The sequence below is a fragment of the Methylobacterium sp. J-076 genome, assembly GCF_022829405.1.
Taxonomy (GTDB): domain Bacteria; phylum Pseudomonadota; class Alphaproteobacteria; order Rhizobiales; family Beijerinckiaceae; genus Methylobacterium.
Genome location: NZ_JAKSXW010000141.1, coordinates 49,029 through 74,001, shown reverse-complemented (window position 1 = coordinate 74,001; position 24,973 = coordinate 49,029). Strand labels below are relative to the sequence as shown.

General features: G+C 70.5%; 23 protein-coding genes. 12 read left to right on the top strand and 11 right to left on the bottom strand.

Translation table 11 applies throughout. The features are described 5' to 3' along the window. Position 1 precedes the first annotated feature (1 nt). From MKK53_RS19120 to MKK53_RS19105, 4 genes are all read right to left on the bottom strand, one after another. A complete protein-coding gene (locus tag MKK53_RS19120; protein WP_243930297.1) occupies positions 2–1,210 on the bottom strand; it encodes a polyhydroxyalkanoate depolymerase in 1,209 nt (402 codons plus the stop codon). A gap of 379 nt (positions 1,211–1,589) precedes the next feature. Next, complete coding sequence (locus MKK53_RS19115) at positions 1,590–3,092, bottom strand: phosphomannomutase/phosphoglucomutase (protein ID WP_243930296.1); 1,503 nt, start codon at positions 3,090–3,092, stop codon at positions 1,590–1,592. A 163-nt stretch (positions 3,093–3,255) separates the two neighbouring features. Further along, complete coding sequence (locus tag MKK53_RS19110) at positions 3,256–3,501, bottom strand: hypothetical protein (protein ID WP_243930294.1); 246 nt, start codon at positions 3,499–3,501, stop codon at positions 3,256–3,258. Positions 3,502–3,668: 167 nt separating this feature from the next. Then, positions 3,669–3,878: a hypothetical protein gene (locus tag MKK53_RS19105; protein WP_243930293.1), complete on the bottom strand. Its 210-nt coding sequence runs from the start codon at positions 3,876–3,878 to the stop codon at positions 3,669–3,671. 213 nt (positions 3,879–4,091) lie between these two features. On the opposite strand from MKK53_RS19105, the gene MKK53_RS19100 reads away from it, so the two are divergent. Together MKK53_RS19100 and MKK53_RS19095 are read left to right on the top strand one after the other, a co-directional pair. Then, positions 4,092–4,742: a Maf-like protein gene (locus tag MKK53_RS19100; RefSeq protein WP_243930292.1), complete on the top strand. Its 651-nt coding sequence runs from the start codon at positions 4,092–4,094 to the stop codon at positions 4,740–4,742. After that, positions 4,739–4,933, top strand: a complete 195-nt coding sequence (locus MKK53_RS19095) for a DNA gyrase inhibitor YacG (RefSeq protein ID WP_409564368.1) — start codon at positions 4,739–4,741, stop codon at positions 4,931–4,933. The genes MKK53_RS19100 and MKK53_RS19095 overlap by 4 nt, the downstream gene beginning before the upstream one ends. 9 nt (positions 4,934–4,942) lie before the next feature. Here the strand turns inward: MKK53_RS19095 and MKK53_RS19090 are convergent, their stop codons facing one another. Next, on the bottom strand, positions 4,943–6,967 hold the full coding sequence (locus MKK53_RS19090; RefSeq protein ID WP_243930291.1) for a PAS domain-containing hybrid sensor histidine kinase/response regulator: 2,025 nt from the start codon (positions 6,965–6,967) through the stop codon (positions 4,943–4,945). Between the two features lie 180 nt (positions 6,968–7,147). Between MKK53_RS19090 and MKK53_RS19085 the strand changes: the two genes are divergently transcribed. Together MKK53_RS19085 and MKK53_RS19080 are read left to right on the top strand one after the other, a co-directional pair. Further along, a complete protein-coding gene (locus MKK53_RS19085) occupies positions 7,148–8,794 on the top strand; it encodes a GMC oxidoreductase (protein ID WP_243930289.1) in 1,647 nt (548 codons plus the stop codon). Positions 8,795–8,893: 99 nt separating this feature from the next. Then, the gene (locus MKK53_RS19080) at positions 8,894–9,640 is read left to right on the top strand and encodes a hypothetical protein (protein WP_243930287.1); all 747 of its coding nucleotides are present in this window, start codon (positions 8,894–8,896) and stop codon (positions 9,638–9,640) included. Positions 9,641–9,729: 89 nt separating this feature from the next. Here the strand turns inward: MKK53_RS19080 and MKK53_RS19075 are convergent, their stop codons facing one another. Beyond that, positions 9,730–10,089 (bottom strand): hypothetical protein, encoded by a 360-nt coding sequence (locus MKK53_RS19075; RefSeq protein WP_243930285.1) that lies wholly within the window; start codon positions 10,087–10,089, stop codon positions 9,730–9,732. A 96-nt stretch (positions 10,090–10,185) separates the two neighbouring features. Here MKK53_RS19075 and MKK53_RS19070 point away from each other — a divergent pair, with 96 nt between their 5' ends. The 7 genes from MKK53_RS19070 (at position 10,186) to MKK53_RS19040 (ending at position 19,841) form a co-directional block, all read left to right on the top strand. After that, positions 10,186–11,145 carry a LysR family transcriptional regulator gene (locus MKK53_RS19070; protein WP_243930284.1) on the top strand — a complete coding sequence of 320 codons (960 nt, stop codon included), beginning with the start codon at positions 10,186–10,188 and terminating at the stop codon, positions 11,143–11,145. Between the two features lie 201 nt (positions 11,146–11,346). Beyond that, a complete protein-coding gene (locus MKK53_RS19065; protein WP_243930283.1) occupies positions 11,347–12,999 on the top strand; it encodes an acetolactate synthase large subunit in 1,653 nt (550 codons plus the stop codon). A 20-nt stretch (positions 13,000–13,019) separates the two neighbouring features. Further along, positions 13,020–14,195 (top strand): iron-containing alcohol dehydrogenase, encoded by a 1,176-nt coding sequence (locus tag MKK53_RS19060; protein WP_243930281.1) that lies wholly within the window; start codon positions 13,020–13,022, stop codon positions 14,193–14,195. A 210-nt stretch (positions 14,196–14,405) separates the two neighbouring features. Continuing rightward, entirely contained in the window at positions 14,406–15,230 is an 825-nt protein-coding gene (locus MKK53_RS19055; protein WP_243930280.1) for a poly(R)-hydroxyalkanoic acid synthase subunit PhaE, read from the top strand. Further along, the gene (gene phaC, locus MKK53_RS19050) at positions 15,223–16,365 is read left to right on the top strand and encodes a class III poly(R)-hydroxyalkanoic acid synthase subunit PhaC (RefSeq protein ID WP_243930279.1); all 1,143 of its coding nucleotides are present in this window, start codon (positions 15,223–15,225) and stop codon (positions 16,363–16,365) included. Before MKK53_RS19055 ends, phaC begins: the two co-directional genes overlap by 8 nt. A 55-nt stretch (positions 16,366–16,420) precedes the next feature. Next, positions 16,421–18,373 carry a CoA-transferase gene (locus tag MKK53_RS19045; protein WP_243930340.1) on the top strand — a complete coding sequence of 651 codons (1,953 nt, stop codon included), beginning with the start codon at positions 16,421–16,423 and terminating at the stop codon, positions 18,371–18,373. Continuing rightward, complete coding sequence (locus MKK53_RS19040) at positions 18,366–19,841, top strand: NAD-dependent succinate-semialdehyde dehydrogenase (RefSeq protein WP_243930277.1); 1,476 nt, start codon at positions 18,366–18,368, stop codon at positions 19,839–19,841. The genes MKK53_RS19045 and MKK53_RS19040 overlap by 8 nt, the downstream gene beginning before the upstream one ends. A gap of 112 nt (positions 19,842–19,953) precedes the next feature. On the opposite strand, the gene MKK53_RS19035 is transcribed toward MKK53_RS19040, so the two are convergent. After that, entirely contained in the window at positions 19,954–20,208 is a 255-nt protein-coding gene (locus tag MKK53_RS19035; RefSeq protein WP_243930275.1) for a hypothetical protein, read from the bottom strand. A 240-nt stretch (positions 20,209–20,448) separates the two neighbouring features. Here MKK53_RS19035 and MKK53_RS19030 point away from each other — a divergent pair, with 240 nt between their 5' ends. Next, on the top strand, positions 20,449–21,540 hold the full coding sequence (locus MKK53_RS19030) for an NUDIX hydrolase (protein ID WP_243930273.1): 1,092 nt from the start codon (positions 20,449–20,451) through the stop codon (positions 21,538–21,540). A gap of 45 nt (positions 21,541–21,585) precedes the next feature. Here the strand turns inward: MKK53_RS19030 and panB are convergent, their stop codons facing one another. The 4 genes from panB to MKK53_RS19010 form a co-directional block, all read right to left on the bottom strand. Further along, complete coding sequence (gene panB, locus MKK53_RS19025; protein ID WP_243930271.1) at positions 21,586–22,404, bottom strand: 3-methyl-2-oxobutanoate hydroxymethyltransferase; 819 nt, start codon at positions 22,402–22,404, stop codon at positions 21,586–21,588. 101 nt (positions 22,405–22,505) lie between these two features. Then, positions 22,506–23,090 carry a rhodanese-like domain-containing protein gene (locus MKK53_RS19020; RefSeq protein WP_243930338.1) on the bottom strand — a complete coding sequence of 195 codons (585 nt, stop codon included), beginning with the start codon at positions 23,088–23,090 and terminating at the stop codon, positions 22,506–22,508. 2 nt (positions 23,091–23,092) lie between these two features. Continuing rightward, entirely contained in the window at positions 23,093–23,917 is an 825-nt protein-coding gene (locus tag MKK53_RS19015; protein WP_243930269.1) for a quinoprotein dehydrogenase-associated SoxYZ-like carrier, read from the bottom strand. 41 nt (positions 23,918–23,958) lie between these two features. Then, positions 23,959–24,945: a quinoprotein relay system zinc metallohydrolase 2 gene (locus MKK53_RS19010; protein WP_243930268.1), complete on the bottom strand. Its 987-nt coding sequence runs from the start codon at positions 24,943–24,945 to the stop codon at positions 23,959–23,961. Positions 24,946–24,973 lie beyond the last annotated feature (28 nt).

The window sequence follows — 24,973 nt, the reverse complement described above, 5'->3', positions numbered from 1 at the left end:
CTCAGGCGTGCGACTGGATGAAGTTTCGCACCTGCGGGTAGATCTGGTTCTCCCACTTCCGGCCGGCGAACACGCCGTAATGGCCGACGCCCGCCTGGAGATGGTGGGTCCGCATGTAGGGCGGCAGGCTGGTGCACAGGTCGTGGGCGGCCATGGTCTGGCCGACGGCGCAGATGTCGTCGCGCTCGCCCTCGACGGTCATCAGCGCGGTCTTGCGCACGGAGCGCATGTCGATGGGCTCGCCCCGCCACGTCAGCTCGTTCTTGGCGAGGGTGTAGTCCTGGAACACGGTCTTGACCGTCTCCAGGTAGAAATCCGCCGCGAGGTCGAGGACGGCGAAATACTCGTCGTAGAAGGTCTCGATCGCCGCCGCCTTGTCGTCCTCGCCGTTGGCGAAGTGCCAGAACAGGTCGTTGTGGCCCTGGATGTGCCGCTTGGCGTTCATCGACATGAAGGCGGAGACCTGCACGAAGCCCGGATAGACCCGCCGGCCCGCGCCCTTGTGGCGGGACGGGACCGTGGAGATCAGGTTCTTCTCGAACCACTCGATCGGCTTCGAGGTGGCGAGCTCGTTCACGCCGGTGGGGTTGATGCGGCAATCCACCGGCCCTGCCATCAGCGTCATGCTGCGCGGCACGGCGGCGTCCTTCGTCTGCGCCATCACCGCGGCGGCGGCCAGCGCCTGCACCGCCGGCTGGCAGACGGCGACGAGGTGCGAGCCCTCGCCCATCGTCTGCAGGAAGCCGACGAGGTGGGCGACGTAGTCGTCGAAGCCGAAGCGCCCCTCCGAGAGGGGCACGTCGCGGGCGTTGTGCCAGTCCGTGATGTAGACGTCGTGGTCCGGCAGCATCGTCCGCACCGTCGCCCGCAGCAGCGTCGCGAAATGGCCGGAGAGGGGCGCCACCACCAGCACCTTCGGCTGCTCCGTCACGATGTCCTTGCGGAAGCGCAGCAGGGTGCCGAAGGGCGTCACCTCGACCTTCTCCTCCGCCACGGCCACCTCGCGGTTGCCGACCATCACGGTCTCGATGCCGTAGGCGGGCCGGGAGAAGGTCAGCCCCGCCCGCATCATCATGCGCGCGCTGGCCGACATCCAGGCGATGGGCTGGCCGAACGACGCCCAGGGCGTCCAGGCGGAATCGATCAGGCGGCCCCAGCCCCTCATCTGCGCGGCGACATCGCTTTGCAGATCGAACGCATCGTACAGCATCGGTCGGGCGCTCGCAGGTGCACGGCCCGCGATGCGGGCGACAAGGTCAGGAGGCGGAGGCGAAGGCCTTACGGACAAATGCATCTGCATGGCCGCAGACGATGTGCCGTGCCCGTCCGCCCCGCAACTCCCCTCCGGGAGAATATGCTCCTGAAACCGCTCTCCTGTGGCTTCGGTGCACCAATTTTAGTGCGTAGCCCGCGACATCCTCGCCCACCTCCCCGGGATTCCGGCAGGAAACTGCCGACATCCCGCGGGGGGCCGCGGCCTTGAGCGAGGGTTAGGCCGCCCCCGGGCGCCACCACTTGGACAGAGACAGGGTTTCGCCAACCCCGCCCCGATTCCTGAGGCACGCCCCGGAGCGGCCCTCGGCCGGGTCTCAGATCGTCTGGTTGTAGGGTCCGACCTCGGGGTTCTCCCGCAGCACCGCGTCCACCGCCTGGAACATGGCATGCAGCCGTGCCTCGGAAGCCGGGCTCTCGATCACCACCACCAGCTCCGGCTTGTTGGACGAGGCGCGGACCAACCCCCAGGTGCCGTCCTCGGTGGAGATCCGCACGCCGTTGACGGTGACGAGGTCGGTGATCGGCGAGCCGGCGATCGGCTCGCCCGAGGCCTGCATGGCCCGGAACCGCTCGGTGACCTTCTCGACCACGCCGTACTTCACCTCGTCGTCGCAATGGGGCGACATGGTCGGCGAGCCCCAGGTCTTGGGCAGGGCCCGGTAGAGGTCCGCCATGGACTTGCCGGGGTTGCGGTCGAGCATCTCGATGACGCTGATCGCGGTGAGCAGGCCGTCGTCGTAGCCCCGCCCGATCGGCTCGTTGAAGAAGAAGTGGCCGGACTTCTCGAACCCCGCCAGGGCCCCCAGCTCGTTCACCCGGCGCTTGATGTAGGAATGGCCGGTCTTCCAGTAGTCGGTCTTGATCGCGAGCGCCTGGAGTTCGGGATCGGTGTTGTAGAGGCCGGTGGACTTCACATCGACCACGAAGGTCGAACCGGGGTGGAGCTTGCCGAGGTCGCGGGCGAGCATCACGCCGATCTTGTCGGCGAAGATCTCCTCGCCCTCGTCATCCACCACGCCGCAGCGGTCGCCGTCACCGTCGAAGCCGAGGCCGACATCGGCGCCGGTCTCCTTCACCTTGGCCGCGATGGCATGGAGCATCTCCATGTCCTCGGGGTTCGGGTTGTACCGGGGGAAATTGTAGTCGGGCTCGACGTCGAGGGGGATGACTTCGACGCCCAGCGCCTCCAGCAGGCGCGGGGCGAAGGCGCCCGCGGTGCCGTTGCCGCAGGCGGCCACGACCTTGAGCTTGCGGGAGATCGGCTTGGCCCGGGACTTAAGGTCCTTCAGGTAGGTCTCGGCGAAGCCCTCCACGAACTCGTAGGAGCCGCCGCTGCGGTACTGGTAGGTGCCCCCCAGCACGATCTCCTTCAGGCGGCCCATCTCGTCGGGGCCGAAGGTCATCGGGCGGTTGGCGCCCATCTTCACGCCGGTCCAGCCGTTGTCGTTGTGCGAGGCGGTGACCATCGCCACGCAGCGGCAATCCAGGGCGAACTGGCCGAAATAGGCCATCGGCGACAGGGCGAGGCCGATATCCTTCACCCGCAGGCCCGCCGCCTGCATCCCGGCGATCAGGGCGAGCTTGATAGCGGAGGAGTAGCTGCGGAAATCGTGGCCGGTGACGATGTCGGGCCGCACGCCCAGCTCGTGCACCAGGGTGCCGATGCCGAGGCCCAGCGCCTGGACGCCCATCAGGTTCAGCTCGCCGGGGTAGAGCCAGCGCGCGTCGTATTCCCGGAAGCCCGTCGGCTTCACCAGAGGTTGCTGCTCGTAGGTGAAGGTGTTGGGCCGCAGGCCCGAGGCAGGCTTGGGAAACATCGCGTGCTCCGGTCGGTCTCTCGATGGGCTTGCCGTATAGAAACCGACCGCACTGCGAAAGCCGAAAAGGCCGTGACGCTCCCGAAACGTCGGGATACCGGTATTTTCGCGTGCGGATACTTTACAGGCGTCCCCGACGGGGGCGCCCCGATCCGGGCACGGCTCAGGAGGCGCGGCGGGCGACGGCCGGGCGGCCGGCATCGCCGCGGCGGTGCTCGCAGGCCACTTTGAGGTAGCGGTCTCCGCCGCCGGGCAACCCGGCCCGGGCGGCCATCGCCTGGGCGTGCATCAGGCACTCCATCGGCGAGTGCGCCGGCGAGACCATGATGTCGAGGGCGGTGTCCCGGGAACAATCCTGGGCGATGAGGGTCCCGGCACAGACCAGGGCGACGGACAACAACTCGGGCATGACGGACCTCGTCTTCGAGACATCGAAAGGTCCGCGGAGTGCTCCGGCGTGCGAGCTACCGCGTTCTGGTTGCCTGGACGTCCTCCCCATCCGTGAAAAGCATAAGCATGGGCCGTGCCACGCGGGATTGCGGCGTGTCGGCGGGGGCCGTCGCGGCCCGGTATGCGTCAGGCCCGGGCCGGCAACCAGAAGGTCTCGGGCTCCTCGGAAGGCAGCAGGGTCGCCACCGCATCGAGATCGACCACGAAACGCTCGGTCAGGAGGCGCCACATCTCGCCGGTGGAGTTCGCCTTCTGCCGCAGCTCGTCCATGGCGCGGGCGACACCGAAGGTGTTGACGAGGACCGGTCGGAGGATGCGGGGGTCGGTGCTCGGCATGGGCTCGAACCTGGTGGCGTGAAGACGAGCGTGGTCGATCATGGTTAAAACGCCGTTAACGCGAGGCATTTGCGCCTATGGCTGCCCTCGTTCTCAGTTGTTCGCACCCTCGTTGCCGCCCGGCGGCTGTCCCGGCCGGCGTGGTTCACAAGCCCGGCGCCTTCCCCTATCAAGCGCCGAGCGGTGGCCTGGACCGGCCCGAACCGGAGCATCATGGACGCCTCCCCCGATCCCGTCGGCGCCCCCCCACGCGCCACCCGCCTCGTCCTCGCTTCGGCCTCGCCGCGCCGGCTCGCCCTGCTGCAGCAGGTGGGGATCGAGCCCGACTCGCTCCTGCCCGCGGACATCGACGAGACGCCGCGCAAGTCCGAGCCCCCGCGGGACCTCGCCCGCCGCCTCGCCCGCGACAAGCTGGCGGCGGCGGAGGCCGCCCTCCACGGGGCGCAGGACGCCACCCCGACCTGGCTGCTCGCCGCCGACACGGTGGTGGCGGTGGGGCGCCGGGTGCTGCCGAAGGCCGAGCTGCCCGACGAGGCGGCCGATTGCCTGCGGCTGCTCTCCGGGCGGCAGCACCGGGTCTACACGGCGGTGTGCCTGCTCTCGCCCAAGGGCCGGCGGGAGCGCGTGGTCGAGACGCGGGTGCGCTTCAAGCGCCTCTCCGGCCGGGACATCCAGGGCTACCTCGATTCCGGTGAGTGGCGCGGCAAGGCCGGCGGCTACGCGATCCAGGGGATCGCCGGGGCGTTCGTGGTGAAGCTCGTCGGCTCCTACAGCGCGGTGGTGGGCCTGCCCCTCTACGAGACCGTCAGCCTGCTCGACGGCGAGGGCTATCCCGTGCGGGCGACCTGGGGCACGGCGGCGTGACGGGCGGGCGCGCCACACCCTGCCCGATCTGCCGGCGCCCCCCGGTGCCGGAGTTCAGCCCGTTCTGCTCCCAGCGCTGCGCCGACGCCGACCTCGGCCGCTGGTTCAACGAGCGCTACGCGATCCCCGTCGAGGACGACGAGGAGGAGGCGCCCCCGGAGGCGCGCCGCCCGGTCTCCGACGACGACTAAGGGCCCCTGCTACGCCGCCCGGCGGCGATGGAGGGCGAGCAGCTCCGGCAGGACCTTGAGGTCGAGGGGCTTGGCGAGGAACCCGTCGAACCCCATCGCGTGGGCCTTCGCCTCCTCGTCGCGGCTCGCATTGGCCGTGAGGGCGATGAGGCGCAGCCGCGACGTCCCGCCCGCCTCGGCCTCGCGGATGTGCCGCGCCACCTCGTGCCCGTCGAGCCGGGGCATGCGGATGTCGATGAGGGCGAGGTCGAACGGGCCCGAATCCCTGAAGCACGCCATCGCATCGACCCCGTCCGGGGCGTGCACCACATGGCAGCCGAGGCGCTCAAGAGCGCGGGTGGCGAGCAGCGTGTTGATCGGGTTGTCCTCGGCGAGGAGCACGCGCAGGCCGGCGCTGGCCGGCGCGGGCTGCGGGGCCGTGCGCACCGGCGGGGCGACGGTGGGGGTGGCGGCCAGCCGCTCGACCAGGGAGCGCGCGCGCACCGGCTTGATGAGGTAGCCGTCGAACCCGGCCGAGGTGGGCGCCCCGAAATCCCGGCGGTCGAAGGGCGACAGCAGCACGAGGCGGCGGCGCACGCCGCAGCTGCGGGCGGCCTCGGCGATCCGGCGCACCGCCGCGTCCCCGAGGGCGCGGTCCGCGATGACGGCGTCGAAGGCGACGGCGGACAGGGCATCGAGCCCCTCTTCCAGCCCGCGGACGATCACCGCGTTCCCCCCGTGCCGGGCGAGCGCGCTGGCGAGGTAGGGCGCTTGGAACGGCGAGTCCGCCACGATCAGGCAGCGGCGCCCGGCGAGGCGGGGCGCCTCCTGCGCGACCTCGGCCTCGGCCGGCGCGGCCGGGAGGGGCAGCACGGTGCGGAAGGTGGAGCCGGCGCCCACCCGCGACTGCGCGTCGATCCGCCCGCCCATGCGGGTGGCGAGCCGCCGGGAGATGGCGAGGCCGAGCCCGGTGCCCTCGTGGCGGTTGGCGGCGTTGTCCTCGCCCTGCTCGAACTCCTCGAAGAGGCGCGGAAGCCGCTCCTCGGGGATGCCGGGACCCGTATCGGTGACGGACAGGACCAGCCCCTCCCCCCCGAAGGACAGGGCGACGCCGATGCCGCCGCGCTCGGTGAACTTGATGGCGTTGCCCGCGAGGTTGAGCAGGATCTGCCGGAACCGGTCGGCATCGCCGATCAGCGCGGCGGGCACCTCGGCGGCGACGTCCAGGGCGATCTCCAGGCCCTTGTCCTGGGCCCGGGGCGCCAGCAGCTCCACCACGCCCTCGGCGACGGCGGCGGCGTCGAAGGGCTCGGCGGCGAGGTCGATGCGCCCGGCCTCGATCCGCGAGAAGTCGAGGATGCCGTCGATCAGGCCGAGGAGCGCCTTGCCGCTCGCCCGCACCGCCTCGACATAGGTCTGCTGCTCCGGGTCGAGCCCGGTCCCGATCAGCAGGTCGGTCATGCCGAGGATGCCGTTCAGGGGGGTGCGCATCTCGTGGCTGACCGTCGCCAGGAAGCGGGATTTCGCCACGCTCGCGCTCTCGGCCCGGGCGAGCGCCGCGTCAAGGGCCTTCACCGCCTCGACGCGTTCGGTGATGTCGCGGCCCGCGCGCATCCATTGCATCGGGCCCTCCCCGGCGGAGACGGGCACCTCGACCACGTCGAACCACCGCTCGCGCCCGTCGGCGGCGCGGATCCGGGTCTCGATCCGGCGCAGGCCGTCGTCCCGGACGGCGACCGTCTCACCCTCCAGGATCTCCGGCTCGATCGCCTCGCCCAGAAGCTCGTCCGTCCCCCGGCCCAGGAGGCGGGCATAGCCCTCGTCCGCGTAGGTGATGCGGCCGTCCACGTCCCGCTGCACCACGTGGTCGGTGGTCGCCGCCACCAGGGTGCGGTAACGCTCCTCGCCCTCGCTGGCGCGCCAGACGAGGTCGTGCAAATTCTCCTCCTCGGTCTCGCTGACCGTGCCCTTCCACCGCCGCGCCCGCGACAGGCCGGCGACGCCGGCCGCGAGGACGAGCAGGATGGCAGCCAGGACGAGTTCGAAGATCGGCATGAACACCTCCGCGCCGGGTAGTCGCGGGGACGTTCGCAGGCGAACCTGAAGGTGACGTCAGGAAAAGCACTTAACCACTGGTTGCTGTGGATACACGCCACACGTGAAAACGGGACGGGCTGGCGATCCGACGGCCAAGTCGGGCGTTGCCTGCGCGGACACGGCCCTTCGGAGACATGGATGCCCGGCGAACGCTACGACGTCATCATCATCGGTTCGGGCCCCGGTGGGGGCACGATGGCGTGGCGCCTCGCTCAGACCGGCAAGCGGATCCTGCTCGTGGAGCGGGGCGACTACCTGCGCCGGGAGCCGCGCAACTGGGACAGCCAGGCGGTGATCGTGGATGGCTACTACCAGACCAACGAGACGTGGTACTCCTCCGCCGGGAAGAGCTTCCGCCCCGGCCTGCACTATTACGTCGGCGGCAACTCGAAATTCTACGGGTCGATCCTGTTCCGCCTGCGCGAGCGGGACTTCGGCGAGATCCGCCACCAGGACGGACTGTCCCCGGCATGGCCGGTCGGATACGACGAGTTCGAGCCCTATTACCAGGCGGCCGAGGAGCTGTTCCACGTCCACGGCCTGCGCGGCGAGGATCCGACGGAGCCCTGGGCGAGGAAGCCCTACGCCCATCCCCCCGTCACGCACGAGCCGCGCATCGAGCAACTGTCCGAGGACCTGAAGCGCGAGGGGCACCACCCGTTCCACCTGCCGGTGGGGGTGCGCCTCCAGGAGCGCGACGGGCAGCCGCTCTCCACGTCGCCCTGCGTGAAGTGCGAATCGTTCGACGGCTTCCCCTGCCCCACCAACGGCAAGTCCGACGCGCAGGTGATGTGCGTCGATCCGGCGCTGCGCGACTGCCCGAACCTCACCCTCTCCACCCGCACCTATGTGGAGCGCCTCGTCACCGACGCCGCCGGGACCAGCGTCACCGGGATCGCCGGCACCCGCGCCGGCAAGCCCTTCGAGGCGAGCGCCGACCTCGTGGTGGTCGCCTGCGGGGCCCTGTCCTCCGCCCTGCTGATGCTGCGCTCGGCCACGGACCGCCACCCGGACGGCCTCGCCAACGCCTCGGGGCAGGTCGGCCGCAACTACATGCGCCACAACAACTCGACGGTGCTGGCGATCTCGAAGATCCCGAACCCGACGAGATTCCAGAAGACGCTGGGGATCAACGACTTCTATTTCGGCGACCCGAACCCGACGAAGGACGATTGGGATTTCCCCCTCGGCCACATCCAGATGGTCGGCAAGTCGGACGGGGCGCAGGTCCACGGCGAGGGGCTGCCGGGCTTCCTGCAATGGTTCCCGGAGAAGCCGTTCGACTGGATCGCCAAGCACTCGGTCGATTTCTGGCTGACCTCGGAGGACATCCCGAAGGCGGAGAACCGGGTGTTCTACAAGGACGGCAAGGTCCACCTCGACCTCACCGAGACCAACGCGGAGGCGCACAAGCGCCTGCGGCGCAAGCTGCAGGAGATCTGCGACAAGACCCACATCCACCCGCACCTGTTCGACCGTTCGCTCTACCTCGGCAAGGACGTGCCCATCGGCGGCACCGCCCACCAGGCCGGGACCCTGCGCTTCGGCACCGACCCCGCCACCTCCGTCCTCGACCGGGACTGCAAGGCCCACGGGCTCGACAACCTCTACGTGACGGATGCGAGCTTCTTCCCGTCGATCGGCGCGGTGAACCCGACGCTGACCATCATCGCCAACGCCCTGCGGGTGGCCGACCGCCTGATCGCGCGCATGGGTGCCCTCGACGAGATCCCGGCGCCCCGGCTGTTCGACCACACGGAGCCGCGCGAGGCCCTTCCCGTGTGAGCCGCGAGGCGGCATCCTCCCCCTGCAGCGAATCTTGCACCGGTGGCGCGGGACCGGCGCCGCCATCGTCAGCGTCTCGCAAGCCCCGAGTATCGAGTCATGAGCGCGCCCGCCTCCGGTTCTTCGCCATTGGGCGAGGCCATCGCCCGTACCCTGTACGAGCATGACGCGAGCGGGCTCGGCGGTGCGCCCCCCTGGGACGGGGACCGGCTCGATGCCGAGCATCCCGGCCTGCGCGGGCGCTATCGCGGGCGGGCCGACGCGCTCCTCGACGGCCCCGTCGCCGACCTCCTGGCCGGGATCGCGCTTGGGGCACAGCACAGCGGCGAACTGGAGGAGGAGTTGCGCGTCCTCCGGCGCCAGCGGATCGCGGCGGAACGGGAGCGGGAGCTCCTCGCGGCCAACAACCGGATGCTGGACCGCGCCCGCACGGCCGAGGCCGCCCGGGCCGAGGCCGAGACGGCCCGCGCGACCCTCGAACGGGAGCGGGACGTCGCCCGGGAGGCGGAGGCGTTCTGGCAGCAATTCGCCTTTGATGCGGACGATCTCGCCACCCAGCGCCTCGTGGAGGCCGGCGAGGCCCAGGCCGCGGCGGAACGCGAGGCGATCCGCGAGCGCGCCCAGCGCGAGCGGATCGAGGGGGCCCTCAGGCTCTTCGCCGACAGGGCCGAGATGATGCCGAAGGAGGGCTGGGTGTCGGACCTCGCCGGCCTGAACCGCGACCTGCCCCTCTGGTGGTTCCACGCGGCCCACGCCGCCCTGCAGCGGGCCGAGCCCGCCGCCGAGTACAAGCCCCCGCAAGCCCTGGGGACCGCGGGGGAGGACGGGCGGGACGGATCGTCCTGACGACGTCGTCCGCACCGGGCGGTTCCTCCCCCGGCGCGACGCGCCGGGGGTCGGGGGTGACCGGCCGTCCGGGACGGTCGGTCACCGGCTCAATGCGTCGCGTCGGCCTCCTGGCGGAGTTCGACGGCGCCGGACTTCGAGACGAAGACCTGCTCGCCGCGGCGGGCGATCTCTACCGCGGTGGCGGGCTCGTCCTGCATCCGCGGGGTCGAGAGCGTGACGCTCTGCTCGGCCGCGAGGGTCGTCTCCAGGCGCAGGGCCGGGGCCGCCCCGCGGGGGGCGAGGGTCACTACGACGTGGTAGCCCTTCGCGTCGGGGGTGTAATACGCAACGCCGGCCAGGGTGCCGAGGTCGATGCTGCCGCCGGAGCCGGAGCGGATCTCGGCGGCGTTAGCCGAGGCGACGGATGCGGCGAGGGCGGCGGCGAGGATGAGGGGGCGAACGGTCATGGCTGGCTCTCTTCGTCTGTGGCGAGGCCCCTTGGCCCCGCCGTTGTTCGCAATGTGCTGTGCGCCGCAGCATGATTCAAATCGATTGTATCGGTAATGGCTATCGATTACGTCGATCTCGCCCGGCTCGACCTGAACCTCCTCGTGGCCCTCGACGCCCTGCTTCAGGAGCGCAGCGTCACCCGGGCCGCCGCCCGCATCGGGGTCGGCCAGTCGGCGATGAGCGCGAGCCTCGCGCGCCTGCGCCGCCTTTTCGATGACGAGTTGCTCACCCGCGCCCCCGAGGGCATGCGGCCGACGCCCCGGGCCATCGCCCTGGCCGAACCCCTGCGGGGGGTGCTTCGGGGGGTCCAGGCCCTGGTCCACCGGGAGGAGCACTTCGACCCGGCGACCCTGGAGCGGACCTTCACGGTCAGCCTGCCGGACAGCCTGGAGATCCTGCTGGGGCCGCGGCTGATCGCCTACCTGCGCGCCCACGCCCCCGGGATCCACCTGCTGCTGCGCTCGGTGGAGGCGGTGCGCATCCTCGACGAACTGGACGCGGACCGGGTCGATCTCGCGTTGGGCCTGTTCAGCAAGGGGCAGGTCCACCACAAGCAACGCCGGCTCTATCGGGACAGCTACGTGGTGCTGTTCAACGCCGAACTCGTGGGCCTGTCGTCACCCATCGGGCTGGACGACTATCTCCGCTTCCCCCACGTCCTGACCTCCCTGCGGGAGACCGCCCACGGGGTGGTGGACGACGCGCTGGCGCTGATCGGACGCTCGCGGGTGCTGGCCGTGACGACCCCGCGCTTCCTCGTCGTGCCGTTCCTCGTGAGGGCGGCGCCGGTGCTGGCCACGATGCATGCCCGGCTCGCCACCTCCTTCGCCGGTTCGCTCGGCCTCAGCGTCAGCCCCGTGCCGGTGAGCCTGGAGGAGGTGGCGGTCTCGATGCTGTGGCACGCCTCCTACGATGGGGATCCGGCCCACCGCTGGCTGCGCAACCTGCTCGTTCGGCTCGCGGGGGAGGATGCCGCCGCCGATCCGATCGGCACCATCGCGGCCCTGGAATGAGAACCGGCACCATCTGTGACCCGCAGCCCGATCCGGCCCTTGACCGGGCGGGCGGGGGAATCCTCTAAACGGGGGACCTGGGAAAGAGCGCTTCTTCCCGACCGACACGATCCCGCCGAGCGGGCCGCCGAGGAGACGGGCGGCTGCGCTGCCAAGCCGAACGTTCCGTTCCGCCCCCCCGTCACCTCAGCGGAAGACCCGATGCCCAAAGGATCAGACCTCCTCGTCGCAGCCCTGGAGAATGAGGGCGTCGATCGCATCTTCGGCATCCCGGGCGAGGAGAACCTCGATGTGGTCGAGGCCCTGCGGACCTCCAAGATCCAGCTGGTGCTGACGCGCCACGAGCAGGCCGCCGCCTTCATGGCCGCGACCCACGGGCGCCTGACCGGCCGCCCCGGCGTCTGCCTCTCGACGCTCGGGCCGGGGGCGCTGAACTTCTCGACGGGCGCGGCCTACGCCCATCTCGGCGCCATGCCGATGATCATCATCACCGGCCAGAAGGGCATCCTGTCCTCGCGGCAGGCCAAGTTCCAGATCGTGGACGTGATCAGCTCGATGAAGCCGATCACCAAGATGGCCCGGCAGATCGTCTCCGCCGCCTCGATCCCGACCATCGTGCGCGACGCCTTCCGCGTCGCCATGGAGGAGCGGCCCGGCCCGGTCCTGCTCGAGCTGCCGGAGGACATCGCCTCCGAGCAGGCCGACGCCAGCCTCGTGCCCTCGCACCCGATCGACATCCCGGTGGCGCATCCGAGGGCCATCGCCCGCGCCGCGGAGATGATCCTCCAGGCCGAGCGGCCCCTCGTGATGCTCGGCGCCGCCGCGAGCCGGCCCCGCGCCACGGGCGACCTCGGCGGTTTCGTGCATCGCACCCGGATCCCGTACTTCACCACCCAGATGGGCAAGGGCACCGTCGGCAGCGGCACCAACCTGTACATGGGCACCGCGGCGCTCTCCGAGCGCGACTACGTCCACGAGGCGATCGACCGGGCGGACCTGATCATCGCCATCGGCCACGACACCATCGAGAAGCCGCCGTTCTTCATGGGCCAGAAGGACCAGAAGGTGGTCCATATCGGCTACATGCCGGCCAACGTCGAGGAGGTGTACTATCCCGACGCGGAGGTGGTGGGCGACCTCGGCCCGACGCTGAAGCTCCTGGCGGACCAGCTCGAAGGCAAGCTGAAGAACGCGGGTGCGCTCCTGTCCCTCCGGGAGCACATCCTCGGCCACATCGCCGACCGCGCCACGGAGGACCGCTTCCCGGTCACGCCGCAGCGCCTGGTCCACGACGTGCGCCAGGTGATCCCCGAGGACGGAATCGTCTGCCTCGACAACGGGATGTACAAGATCTGGTTCGCCCGGAACTACCGCACCTACGTCGCCAACACGCTGCTCCTCGACAACGCGCTCGCCACGATGGGCGCGGGCCTGCCCTCGGCGATGATGGCGGCGATGCTCTATCCTGAGCGGCGCGTCATGGCCGTGTGCGGCGACGGCGGCTTCATGATGAACAGCCAGGAAATGGAGACCGCGGTGCGCATGCGGCTCAACCTCGTGGTGCTGATCCTCGACGACTCGGCCTACGGGATGATCCGCTGGAAGCAGGCCGTCGATCATTTCGAGGATTACGGCATGACGTTCGGCAACCCGGACTTCGTGAAGTACGCCGAGTCCTACGGGGCCAGCGGCCACCGCATCGAGGCGGTGGAGGACCTCGTGCCGACCCTGGACAGGGCCTTCAACGCGGGCGGCGTCCACCTCGTGGCCGTGCCGATCGACTATTCCGAGAACACCCGCGTGCTGGTCGAGGAGCTGCGCGCCAAGGTGAAGCCGTTCGAGCACGCGCACTGAAACGGAAGAGAGGCGAACCCATGAATCCCTTCACCTTCCAGACCACACCGAACGTCCTGTTCGAGGCCGGCGCCGTTAAAAAGCTCCCCGACATCGTCGCGGGCTACGGCGCCAAGCGCGTGATGCTCGTCACCGACAAGGGTGTCCGGGCGGCCGGGCTGACCCGCTCGGCCGAGGAGGCGCTCGCCGCCGCGGGCGTCACCATCGACGTCTACGAGGACGTGGTCGCCGACCCGCCCTCGACGGTGATCGAGGCCGCAGCCGCCCGCGCGCGGGAGCTGGGGACGGACCTCGTCCTGTCCATCGGCGGGGGCTCGGCCCTCGATACGGCCAAGCTCGTGGCCTACCTCGCCAAGTCCGACGAGAGGCTGGAGGACATCTACGGCGTCGGCCTCGCCAAGGGTGACCGCCTGCCCCTGATCCTCGCGCCGACCACCGCCGGGACGGGCTCCGAGGTGACGCCGATCTCCATCGTCACCACCCCGACCACTGAGAAGAAGGGCGTCGTCGCCCCCAAGCTCCTGCCGGACTGGGCCGTGCTCGACCCCGAGCTGACGCTGGGCCTGCCGGCCCCCGTCACCGCCGCCACCGGCATCGACGCCATGGTCCACGCCATCGAGGCGTTCACCAGCAAGAACAAGAAGAACCCGATCTCGGACCAGCTCGCCAAGCAGGCGCTGGCCCTGCTCTCGGCCAACATCCGCACGGCCTGCACCGATGGCCGGAACGTCGAGGCGCGGGCGGGCATGCTGCTCGGCTCGATGCTGGCGGGCATGGCCTTCGCCAACGCGCCGGTCGCCGCCGTCCACGCGCTCGCCTACCCCGTGGGGGCGATCTTCCACGTGCCGCACGGCCTCTCCAACGCCCTCGTGCTGATGGGGGTGATGCGTTTCAACCTCAGCCATGCCGGGGCGCTCTACGCGGAGCTGGCGCCGATCCTCGACCCCGCCGCGGCGGACCTGCCGCAGGACGCGGCCGCCGCCCGGTTCGTGGAGTGCCTCCAGGCGATCTGCCACGACTGCAAGGTGCCGGCCTCCCTCGCCGAAGTCGGCGTCAAGACGGGCGATCTGGAGCGCATGGCGACGGATGCCATGAAGCAGACCCGCCTCCTCGTGAACAACCCGCGGGAGGTCACCTACGACGACGCCTACGCGATCTATGCCGGGGCTCTCGGCGAGGCGCGCCCGGCGGCCTGACGACCATGCCGGAGGATGGGTTGGCTCTGCCCATCCTCCGATTCGTTCCGAGATCCCGATCGGGAAGCCCGTTTTCCCTGCGCCAAACCTCATCCTGAGGTGCCCGGCAAGCCGGGCACCTCAGGATGAGGGGACGGATCGGAACGAAGGGCTTTCCGGTGAGTCTCCGCGGTCGAGAGCGGAATAAGCACGGACGGGGGACACGCCAGGATGGACCAGTTCGACGCGTTGAAGGCGATGGGCGAGTTCTGGACCCGGACGGGCCTGGGCTTCCTGACCCAGCCCGGCATGGGCCCCGGCACGGGGGGCTGGGGCGCGTTCCCGCAGGCCACGGACCTCGCCGGCTTCACCGAGGCGCAGAGTTCCCTCACCCGCGCCTGGGCGGCGGCCACGGCGCTGTCGCAGACGCTGACCGCGTCCGTCCAGGGGGCGGGCCCCGCCGGCGACCCGACCGCGGGCGCCGTGCTGGCGCGGATCTTCGACCCGCAGGCCTGGCTCGGCGGCACCACGGATGTCGGCGCGGCCCTCAACCGGATGGCCGAGGGGCCGCAGCTCGCCGACCTGTGGCAGACGGAGAAGCGCTTCGGCGCCCTGTTCAACGCCTTCGCCGCCCTCCGGCAGGCGCAGGGGAAGCATCAGGCCGTGATGCTCGACGCCTGGACGCGGGCGGCGGGCGCCTTCGCCCGTGAGGCGAACGCCAGGGCCGCCCGGGGCCAGACCTACCCGTCCGGCCGGGACATGATGCAGCACTGGATCGAGACCGCCAACGGCGTGCTCCTCGACGTGCAGCGCTCCGAGCCGTTCCTCGCGTCCCAGCGCGACGTCCTCAAGGCCGCCACCGACCTGCGGCTCGCGCAGCAGGACGTGGCCGGCTTCATGGCCGACCTCTACGGCCAGCCGACCCGGGCGGAACTGGACGACGTCCACCGCAGCCTCACCGAGCTTCGCCGGGAGGTCCGGGCCCTCAAGAAAGAGCGGCGGTCAGCCGCGCGGCGCGCGAAGACCGGGGCGACAGGGGAGGCAAGCCATGGCTGACACCACCGATGGCGGCGAACGGGGGAAGCCGGTCGCCGCCCCCCTCGACCTCACGCCCGCCGAGCTGCTGGCGGAGGTCAGCGCCCTGGGCCGCAAGATGGCCGAGGGCGCCACGCTGTTCGCCAGCATCCGCGACGAGGACGTGCGGATCGCCACGACGCCGAAGGACCTCGTCTGGCGCCAGGACAAGGTGAGCCTCTACCGCTACCGGCCGCTGGCCGAGAGCCGGGGCCTGCCGCCGGTGCTGATCGTCTACGGCCTCATAGGCCGCTACACGATGGCCGACCTGCAGGAGGACCGCTCCCTGGTCCGCAACCTGCTGAACCTCGGCCTCGACCTCTACGTGGTCGATTGGGGCAATCCCGGCCGGGCCGACCGTTTCGTCACCATGGACGACTACGTCGATGGCTACCTCGCCGAATGCGTCGCCTTCATCAACGACGCGACGGAGCGGGAGACGGTGAACCTCCTCGGCATCTGCGAGGGCGGCGTCTTCACCACCTGCTACGCGGCCCTCTACCCCGACACCGTCAACGCCATGGTGCTGACGATCACCCCGGTCGACTTCCATGCCGACACGGTGGACAGCCGGCCCGGCCACGGCTTCATCAACCTCTGGGTGCGCTCGCTCTCGGCCGAGGACATCGACCAGCTGATCGCGGCGCAGGGGTCGCTCCCCGGCGAGTTCATGGGCTCGATCTTCTCGATGATGACCCCCATGCGCACCATGACCAAGTACAATCTCGATCTGCTCGAAGCCATGGACGACCGCAAGAAGTTCTTGAACTTCCTGCGCATGGAGAAATGGATCGCCGACCGGCCGGACCATCCGGGCGAGGCGGCCAAGCAATGGCTGAAGGACCTGTATCAGGACAACAAGCTCGTACGGAGCGCGTTCGAACTCGGCGGACGCACGGTGGAGCTGAAGAACATCACCTGCCCCGTGCTCAACGTCTTCGCCCAGGACGACCACATCATCCCGCCCGCCACCTCGCAGGCCCTGCGCGGCAAGATCGGCACGGAGGATTACACCGAACTCGGGCTTCCCGGCGGGCATGTCGGCGTCTTCGTCGGCGGCAAGGCGCAGAAGCTGCTGGGCTCCGGCATCGCAGAGTGGATCGCCGCCCGTGGCTGACGGTCAACGCATCCCCTCCGGCCTGAAGAACAAGATCGTCACCGCCGACGAGGCCATGGCCATCGTGCAGGACGGCGACATGGTGGCCGTCTCGGGCTTCGTCGGCATCGGCACGCCGGACGAGCTGATCCTGGCGCTGGCCCGCCGGTTCACGGATGCGGGCAGCCCCCGCGACCTCGGCCTGATGTTCGCCGCCGCCCCCGGCGACGGCAAGGACCGGGGCCTCAACCGGCTGGCGCTGCCGGGCCTCATCCGCCGGGTCGTGGGCGGCCACTGGTCGCTGGTGCCCAAGCTCGGGGCGATGGCGATCGGCGGGACGATCGAAGCCTACAACCTGCCGCTCGGGGTGGTCTCGCACCTCTACCGGGACATCGCGGCCAAGACCGCGGGCCACATCACCAAGGTGGGGCTGCACACCTTCGTCGACCCCCGCAAGGGCGGCGGCAAGCTCAACGACCGGACGACGGAGGACCTCGTCAGCCTCATCGACCTGCACGGCGAGCCGTGGCTGCACTACCGGACCTTCCCGGTGAACGTCGCGCTGATCCGCGGCACCACCGCGGACCCCGCCGGCAACATCACCATGGAGCGCGAGGCCCTGACGCTGGACAACCTCGCCGCCGCCATGGCCGCGAAGAACTCCGGCGGCTTCGTCATCGCGCAGGTGGAGCGCATCGCCGAGAACGGGTCGCTCGCCCCGCGGGAGGTGCAGGTGCCGGGGGTGCTGGTGGATTGCGTGGTGCTCAGCAAGCCGGAGAACCACCACCAGACCTACGCGACGCCCTACAACCACGCCTTCACCGGGCGGCAGCGGGTGCCCCTCGACCGGATCGGCGGCCTCGCCCTCGACATCCGCAAGGTGATCGCCCGGCGCTGCGCCTTCGAGCTGCCGATGGGCGGCGTGGTCAACCTCGGCATCGGCGTGCCGGAGGGCGTCGCGAAGGTCGCCGCCGAGGAGCGGGTGCTGAAATACCTGACGCTGACCGCCGAGCCCGGCGTGATCGGCGGCCTGCCCCAGGGCGGGCTCGATTTCGGCGCCGCCCTGAACCCGGCGGCGGTGCTGCACCAGAACCAGCAGTTCGACTTCTACGATGGCGGCGGCCTCGACCTCGCCTGCCTCGGGCTCGCCGAGACCGACGCGGAGGGCAACGTCAACGTCAGCCGGTTCGGCGCCAAGCTCGCCGGGGCCGGGGGCTTCATCAACATCTCGCAAAACGCCAAGCGCCTCGTCTTCGCCGGCAGCTTCACCGCGGGCGGCCTGGACGTCGCCATCGACGAGGGCCGGCTGCGGATCGTGCAGGAAGGGCGCTCCAAGAAGTTCGTACGCACCGTGGAGCAGGTGACCTTCTCCGGCGCCTACGCCGCCGAGCGCGGGCAGCCAGTGCTCTACGTCACCGAGCGCTGCGTGTTCCGGCGGACGCCGGAGGGCATGGAGCTGGTCGAGGTCGCCCCCGGCATCGACATCGACCGGGACATCCTCGCCCACATGGATTTCACGCCCATCGTGCGCGACCCGGTGCCGATGGATACGCGGCTGTTCCGCGACGAGGCGATGGGCCTCGAACAGTGGCTGCTGGGTTTCAGCCTGTCCGAGCGCATGTCCTACGACGCCGAACGCAATACGCTGTTTGCCAATTACGAGGGCTTCCAGGTCCGCACTGTCGAGGATGTCGATCTGGTCCGGCGCGAGTTCGAGCGGACTTGTCAGGAGATCGGCAAGCGGGTCCACCTGATCGCCAACTACGACGGGTTCGAGCTTGATCCGGCGGTTTCCGAAGCCTATTTCTCGATGATCGCCTACCTGGAAAGCCGCTACTACGCCACGGCCTCGCGATATACGACGAGTGCCTTTATGCGGTTGAAGCTCGGCGTCTCCCTGCAATCGCGGGATCTTGCGCCCCACGTGTTCGAGACGCGCGCGGAGGCCCAGGCCCGCAGCGCGGCCCGAAGCGTCCCCCTGCGGCCGCAGACGGAGCCGTCGCCGCCCAAGGAACCGATGGATGCCTGAGACCGGTGCGCGCCCGACGCTGAAGAACCCCGAGCTTCTGGTCGAATCCTGCCTGATCGGCGGGGAATGGTCGACATCCGGGTCGGGCCGGATCGACGTCACCAACCCGGCCACCGGCGCGGTGATCGCGCGGGTGCCGAGCGCCGGCGCCGAGGAGACCAAGCGCGCGATCACCGCGGCGCACGCCGCCTATCCGGCCTGGCGTGCCAAGACCGCCAACGAGCGGGCCGTGCTCCTGCGCCGGCTCGCCGCGGTCATCACCGAGAACCAAGAGGATCTGGCGCAGATCCTCACCGCCGAGCAGGGCAAGTCCCTGGCCGAGGCCCGGGGCGAGGTCGGCATGTCGACCGCCTACGTCCTGTGGTTCGCCGAGGAGGCCCGCCGGGTCTACGGCGAGACCGTCCCCTCCCCCTGGGCCGACCGGAAGATCTTGGTCACCAAGGAGCCGATCGGCGTCGTGGCGGCGATCACGCCCTGGAACTTCCCCTCCTCGATGATCGCCCGGAAGCTCGCCCCGGCGCTCGCGGCCGGCTGCCCCATCGTCATCAAGCCCGCCTCGCAGACACCGCTCTCCGGGCTCGCCTGGGGCAAGCTCTGCCAGATGGCCGGCATCCCGGACGGCCTGGTGTCGATCCTCACCGGCCCGGCCCGGGCGATCGGCGGCGAGCTGACGGGCAACCCGCTGGTCAAGAAGATCACGTTCACCGGTTCCACCGAGGTCGGCAAGGTGCTGCTGCAGCAGGCGGCCGGCACGGTCAAGAAGGTCTCGATGGAGCTCGGCGGCAACGCGCCGTTCATCGTCTTCGACGACGCCGACCTCGACCGGGCGGTGGCGGGGGCGATGCTCGCCAAGTTCCGCAATTCCGGGCAGACCTGCATCTGCACCAACCGCTTCCTCGTGCAGGATGGCATCTACGACGCCTTCGCCGAGCGGATGGCCGAGGCCGCCAACACGCTGAAGGTCGGCGACGGCACCGAAGAGGGCGTCGCCCAGGGGCCGCTGATCGACATGGCCGCCGTGGAGAAGACCGAGGCGCATATCCGCGACGCCGTCGCGAAGGGGGCCCGGGTGATCGCGGGCGGCCACCGCCACACGCTCGGGGGCCAGTTCTTCGAGCCGACGGTGGTGGTGAACGCCACCCCGGCGATGGACGTCGCCAAGGAGGAGACCTTCGGGCCGCTGGCCCCCCTGTTCCGCTTCCGGGACGAGGCCGAGGCGATCCGCATGGCCAACGACACCGAGTACGGCCTCGCCTGCTACTTCTACACGAAGGATCTGGGCCGGGCCTTCCGGGTGTCCGAGGCCCTCGAATACGGCATGGTCGGCGTCAACGAGGGGATCATCACCACCGAGGTCGCGCCCTTCGGCGGCGTGAAGGAATCGGGCCTTGGCCGCGAGGGCGGCCGCCTCGGGATCGAGGACTACCTGGAGGTGAAGTACATCTGCCTCGGCGGTCTCGGCGCCTGACCGTCGGCGGCGGCGCGGAGGCAACGAAGCGATCCGGGGGGCGCCATGTCGCCTCCCGGCACAGGCCGAGACGGGCGCGGTCCCGGGCGAGCGGTGCCGCCCCGAACCGGCGTCACACCCCCTCGCCCGCCCGCTCCCTCGCCCGGGGGGCCGCGATCTTCGACGGGCCGGGCTGCGGCATGCCTTCCGCCTGCCCCAGGAGCCGGGTCGCCCGCGCGGTCAGGAACCAGCAGCCGGGCTCGCACGCCCGATCACGCCCCCGGTCACGGGTGCGGAGGAGGCCACGGCGGACGAGGGAGCGCACGGTGCGCATCTCGCTGGGATCGGGGGGCGGCAGGGGCCCCTCGCACCAGACGCGCCGCAGCATCGCCCTTTGCGCGGGGGTCAATTGCCACCAGAGTTGTGGTGCGGTGCGTTCAGGCATCTTGAGTTTGGAATCAATCTAGGTTTCCCGCCAAACGCAACGGTGTTTGCCGTTTTTTTCCCAATGACATTCCCGTGGCCTCCCCATTTGCCGGGCGGATGAGGCCCGCAGGCCGGGTGCGCGCCTCGTTCGGGACGTTTTCCGCCCCGGCGGGGCCCGCCGTTCAACCCGCCGCGTTGACGGATGCCCCGTCGTCGCGCCTATACCCGCCGGATGGCCCCGCATCTGGCGGCGATGGGCAGGCTGGAGGCTGACGCGGGACGCATGCCGGTCGCCGAGGAGACGACGGGTGACGTGACGGAGGTGGGCGGTGCCGGGCAGCCGGTGACCGATCGCTCGGCCGTGGGCCTCGTCGCGGTGATCGTCGCCGCGACCGACGGCGAGCCGCGCGCCCTGACGATCCGCGTCCCCGGGCAGGCGACCTGCCGCGGCGACGGGCTCCCCGCCGGCCCCCTCGTGCCCGAGCACGCCACCCTGGAGCGTGGCCTGCGGGCCTGGGTCGAGCAGCAGACCAACCAGCGCCTCGGCTATGTCGAGCAGCTCTACACCTTCGGCGACCGGGACCGCTCGGGGAGCGAGGAGGCCCCGGCGGCGCACGCCCTGTCGGTGGCCTACCTCGCCCTGGTGCGGGAGGAGCGCCCCGCCGGCCTCGCCGAGGCCTCGTGGCACAACTGGTACCGCTACCTTCCCTACGAGGATTTCCGCCGGGGCCGCCCGCCCGAGCTCGACGCCATCGAGCCCCGGCTCACGGCCTGGGCCGGGCAGGCGGCGGACAAGGCCCTGCGCCAGCGGCGCCTCGACCGCCTCGGCCTCACCTTCGGCATGAATGGCGGGACGTGGAACGAGGAGCGGGTGCTGGAGCGCTACGAGCTCCTGTTCGAGGCGGCCCTCGTCCCCGAGTCGCGGGGCAATCCCGGCCCCGGCCGGGCGGGGGATCCGACCGGGGTCCCGATGGCCTTCGACCACCGCCGGGTGCTCGCCACGGCGATCGGCCGGCTGCGGGGCAAGATCAAGTACCGGCCGGTGGTGTTCGAGCTGATGCCGCCGGAATTTACGCTGCTGCAGCTGCAGCGCACCGTGGAGGCCCTGTCCGGCATCCAGCTCCACAAGCAGAACTTCCGCCGCCTCGTGGCCCAGCAGGGCCTCGTCGAGGAGACGGAGAGCCTGACCAGCGGCGCGGCCGGGCGCCCCGCCCGCTTCGTGCGGTTCCGGCGGGAGGTGCTGCTGGAACGCCCGGCGCCGGGGCTGCGGCTGCCCTCGCGGCGGGTCGGATGAGCCGTTGCCTCACCGCGCGTGTCGCAAGGCGATGACGGCCCCCAGTCAGCCGTAGGTCTGCTCCTCGCTCGGGAACGTGCCGGCGCGGACCTCCTCCGCATAGGCCTTCACCGCGCCTTCGATATGCCCGCGCAGGGAGCCGAACTGGCGCACGAATTTCGGCGTCCGCTCGGACAGGCCGAGCATGTCCTCCAGCACGAGGATCTGCCCGTCGCAAACGGAGGAGGCGCCGATGCCGATGGTGGCGGCGCTCACCTGCGGGGAGCGCGCGATGGCCCGGGCCACGGGCTCGACGATGCCCTCCAGCACGATGGCGAAGGCCCCGGCCTCGGAGATCGCCCTGGCATCCTCCAGCAGGCGCCGCTCGTCGTCGGGCGCCCGGCCCTGCACCTTGAACCCGCCCATCACGTTCACCGCCTGCGGGGTGAGGCCGATATGGCCCATCACCGGCACGCCGCGCTGGACGAGGAACGCCACCGTCTCGGCGAAATGGGCCCCGCCCTCCAGCTTCACCGCCCCGGCGCCGGTCTCCTTCAGGATCCGGGAGGCGCTGAGGAAGGCCTGCTCGCGGCTCGCCTCGTAGGAGCCGAACGGCATGTCGACCACGATCAGCGCCTTGGTGGTGCCGCGGATCACCGCCTGCGCCTGAAGGATCATCATCTCCAAGGTCACGGGGATGGTCGATTCCATCCCGTGCATGACCATGCCGAGCGAGTCGCCGACGAGGATGAAGTCGCAGAAGGCATCGACGATGCCGGCGGTGTGGGCGTGATAGGCGGTGAGGGCGACGATCTTGCGTCCCTCGGCCTTGCGCTTGCCCATATCCACCGCCCGCAGGCGGCGGGATTGGATGACCTGGGACATACCCGCGCTCCAGAACGGTGTCGGCCGGGATCCGGCGCGGCGCCTTATACGACACGCGGCGCCGGGCGACAGGGCCGCCGCCCGGAGGAATCGCCGGGATGTCAGGGGGCGGCGGCCTTCCAGGCCGCGTCCTCGGAGAGGTTGCGCGTCTCGTGGACGTCCTGCCAACCCTCGACGCCGAGGGGGAACCAGTGCACCGCCGTGTAGCCCTTCTCCACGAGGCGCTTGCCGGCGTTCCAGCTGCCCCAGCACTCCACGTGGCAGAACACCACGATGGGCTTGGCCCTGTTTCCCCCGGTCAACGCCGCGACGCGGTCGTAGAACAGGGCCTCGCGCTCCGGCGGCAGCGGGACGGCGCCGGCATTCGGCAGCCAGACCGCCTCCGGGATGGACGGGTGGACCGGCAGCCACAGGCGGCCCTCGGGGAAGTTCGACGGCTTGCGCTCCCGCGCGGCGACATCGATCAGCACCGGCTTGTCCGGGCCATCGAGCATCGCGGCGACGGCGGCCGCGTCCACCACCTGGGCGCCCTTGAGGGTGGGCGGCGTGTAGCCGTGCGGCGGGCCGGCATAGAGCTCCGCCGGCTCCGGGACGTTCACGGGCGAATCGGCGGGCTCCCCCGCCGCGAGGCAGAGGGCGGCGGCGGCCACCGCCGCCCCCCGCCGGAGGATCGAGCGCCCCGCCATGGTCAGTTCGTGGGGCTCGGCGCGGTGAAGCTGTGCGTCCACGCTCCGCCCTGGTTGTCCCCCGCCGCCACCTGGATCGGCTTGCCGTCCGGCTTCAGCCCGAAATTGATCACCGGGTTGGAGGCGATGGAGATGTCGCCCGTCATCGTGAAGACCTTCCGGTCGCCGGCCGAGACGGTGAGCTTGTCGATGTAGCGGGCCGGCGTGTAGTCGCGGGTCACCTGATTCATCTGCATCCCGGAGAAGTTCGGGTGGCGGATCATCAGGGTCGCCTCCACCGGCTTGCCGGGCTGGGCGTCGGCGAACTTCATGCGCATGTCGCCCATGCCCTTCAGCGCCTCCTCCTCGCTCATGCCCATCGGCGCCGAGCAGCCGCCCGAGGCCTTCACGAACTGCTTCGCCTCGTAGAGCTTGCCGTCCGTCGTCTCCACCACGGCGTGCATGTCGGTGTAGTTGTTGACGCGCACCCGCAGCTTAAGCTCGCTGGTATCGGCGGCGGGGCCGAATTCGAAATTGGCGGCGTAGGGCGCCGGGTTGTCGTCGATGATCAACGACACCGCCTTGATCTTGTCCTTCTCCGGCATCGTCAGGGTGATCGGCACCAGCGCGGCGTCCTCGGCGCGCTTGGGCGCCTCCAGCTTCACGAGGCTGTCGGTCGGCTCGATCGTGCGGTCGCCGAAGATCGACTTGGCGATCTCCTGCCAGCGCGCCGCCCGCTCCTGCTCGGTGTCCGAGGCGCCGGCGGCGTGGACGGCGGGGGCGAAGGGCCCGGACAGGGCGGCGGCCGAAAGGGTCAAGCCGAGGGCAAGGGCGAGGGTCGGGCGCATGGCGTTGTCTCCCATCGTTGTGGTTTCAGTGATACGACTGATCAGTCCCACTCGAGTTCCTGGTAGGCGACCGTGATGTTGCGCCGGTTATAGTGCTCGAAGAGCTTCCACTTGTCGCCCTGATCGTGGGCGACAGTATCGACGGCCTTGTCGATCGGCACGTCCTTGGCGATGGCCGCCTTGGTCCCGTCCCGCAGGGCGGTGAGATAGGCGGTCAGGGCGGCGACGGCCGGGGCGAGCTCGACCCGCACCGGGCCGTGGCCCGGCACCGCGTGGGTGGCGCCGCTCGCCTTCACCCGCTCCAGCTCCTTCAGCCAGCCCTTCAGGCTGCCGTCGAGGGAGGGAATCCGGTCCACGAACAGCAGGTCGGCCGGGAACAGCAGCCCGCTCGCGGAATCGCGCATCGAGAGGTCGCTGGTGGTATGCGCCGGGCCGTGGGCGGTGAAGCTGAGCGTGCGGTCGCCCAGGTTCACCTCGGCCGTGTCGGCCACCGCCATCGTCGGATAGACGACGGGTCCCGTGCGCTCCTCGCCGAACAGTTCCACCAGCCGCCTGCGGTAGAACTCGCCCCGGGCGTCCAGGGCCTCCTTCAGCTTGGCATGGCCGATGAAGACCGGCTTGTCCGCCGTGAAGGCCCCCGCGCCGAAGGCGTGGTCCGGGTGGACGTGGCTCAGCACCACATGGGTCACAGGCTTGTCGGTGCGCTTGGCGATCTCGCCCCGCAGCCACTGCCCGTCCACGAGGCTACCGCCGGATTCCGTCACCAGCACGCCATCCCTGCCGACGATGAAGCCGATATTGGCGATGGCGTCGGCGTTCTCGGGCGTGGCGTCGGCGATCAGACCCTTGCGGATGAATGTGCCGGGGGCGACCTCCTCCATCGTGAAGGCCTCGGCATAGGCGCCCGCCGACATCCCCGCCGTCGGGAGGCAGCACAGGCACAGCCCGCCGAACAGGGCATGGCGCCGGCTCAGGCCCCGCGACTGCGCGAACGCCTCACCCTTCGGACCAACGGCCTGCGCCGCCATACCGGACCTCCCGCGTGTTATTTTTTGA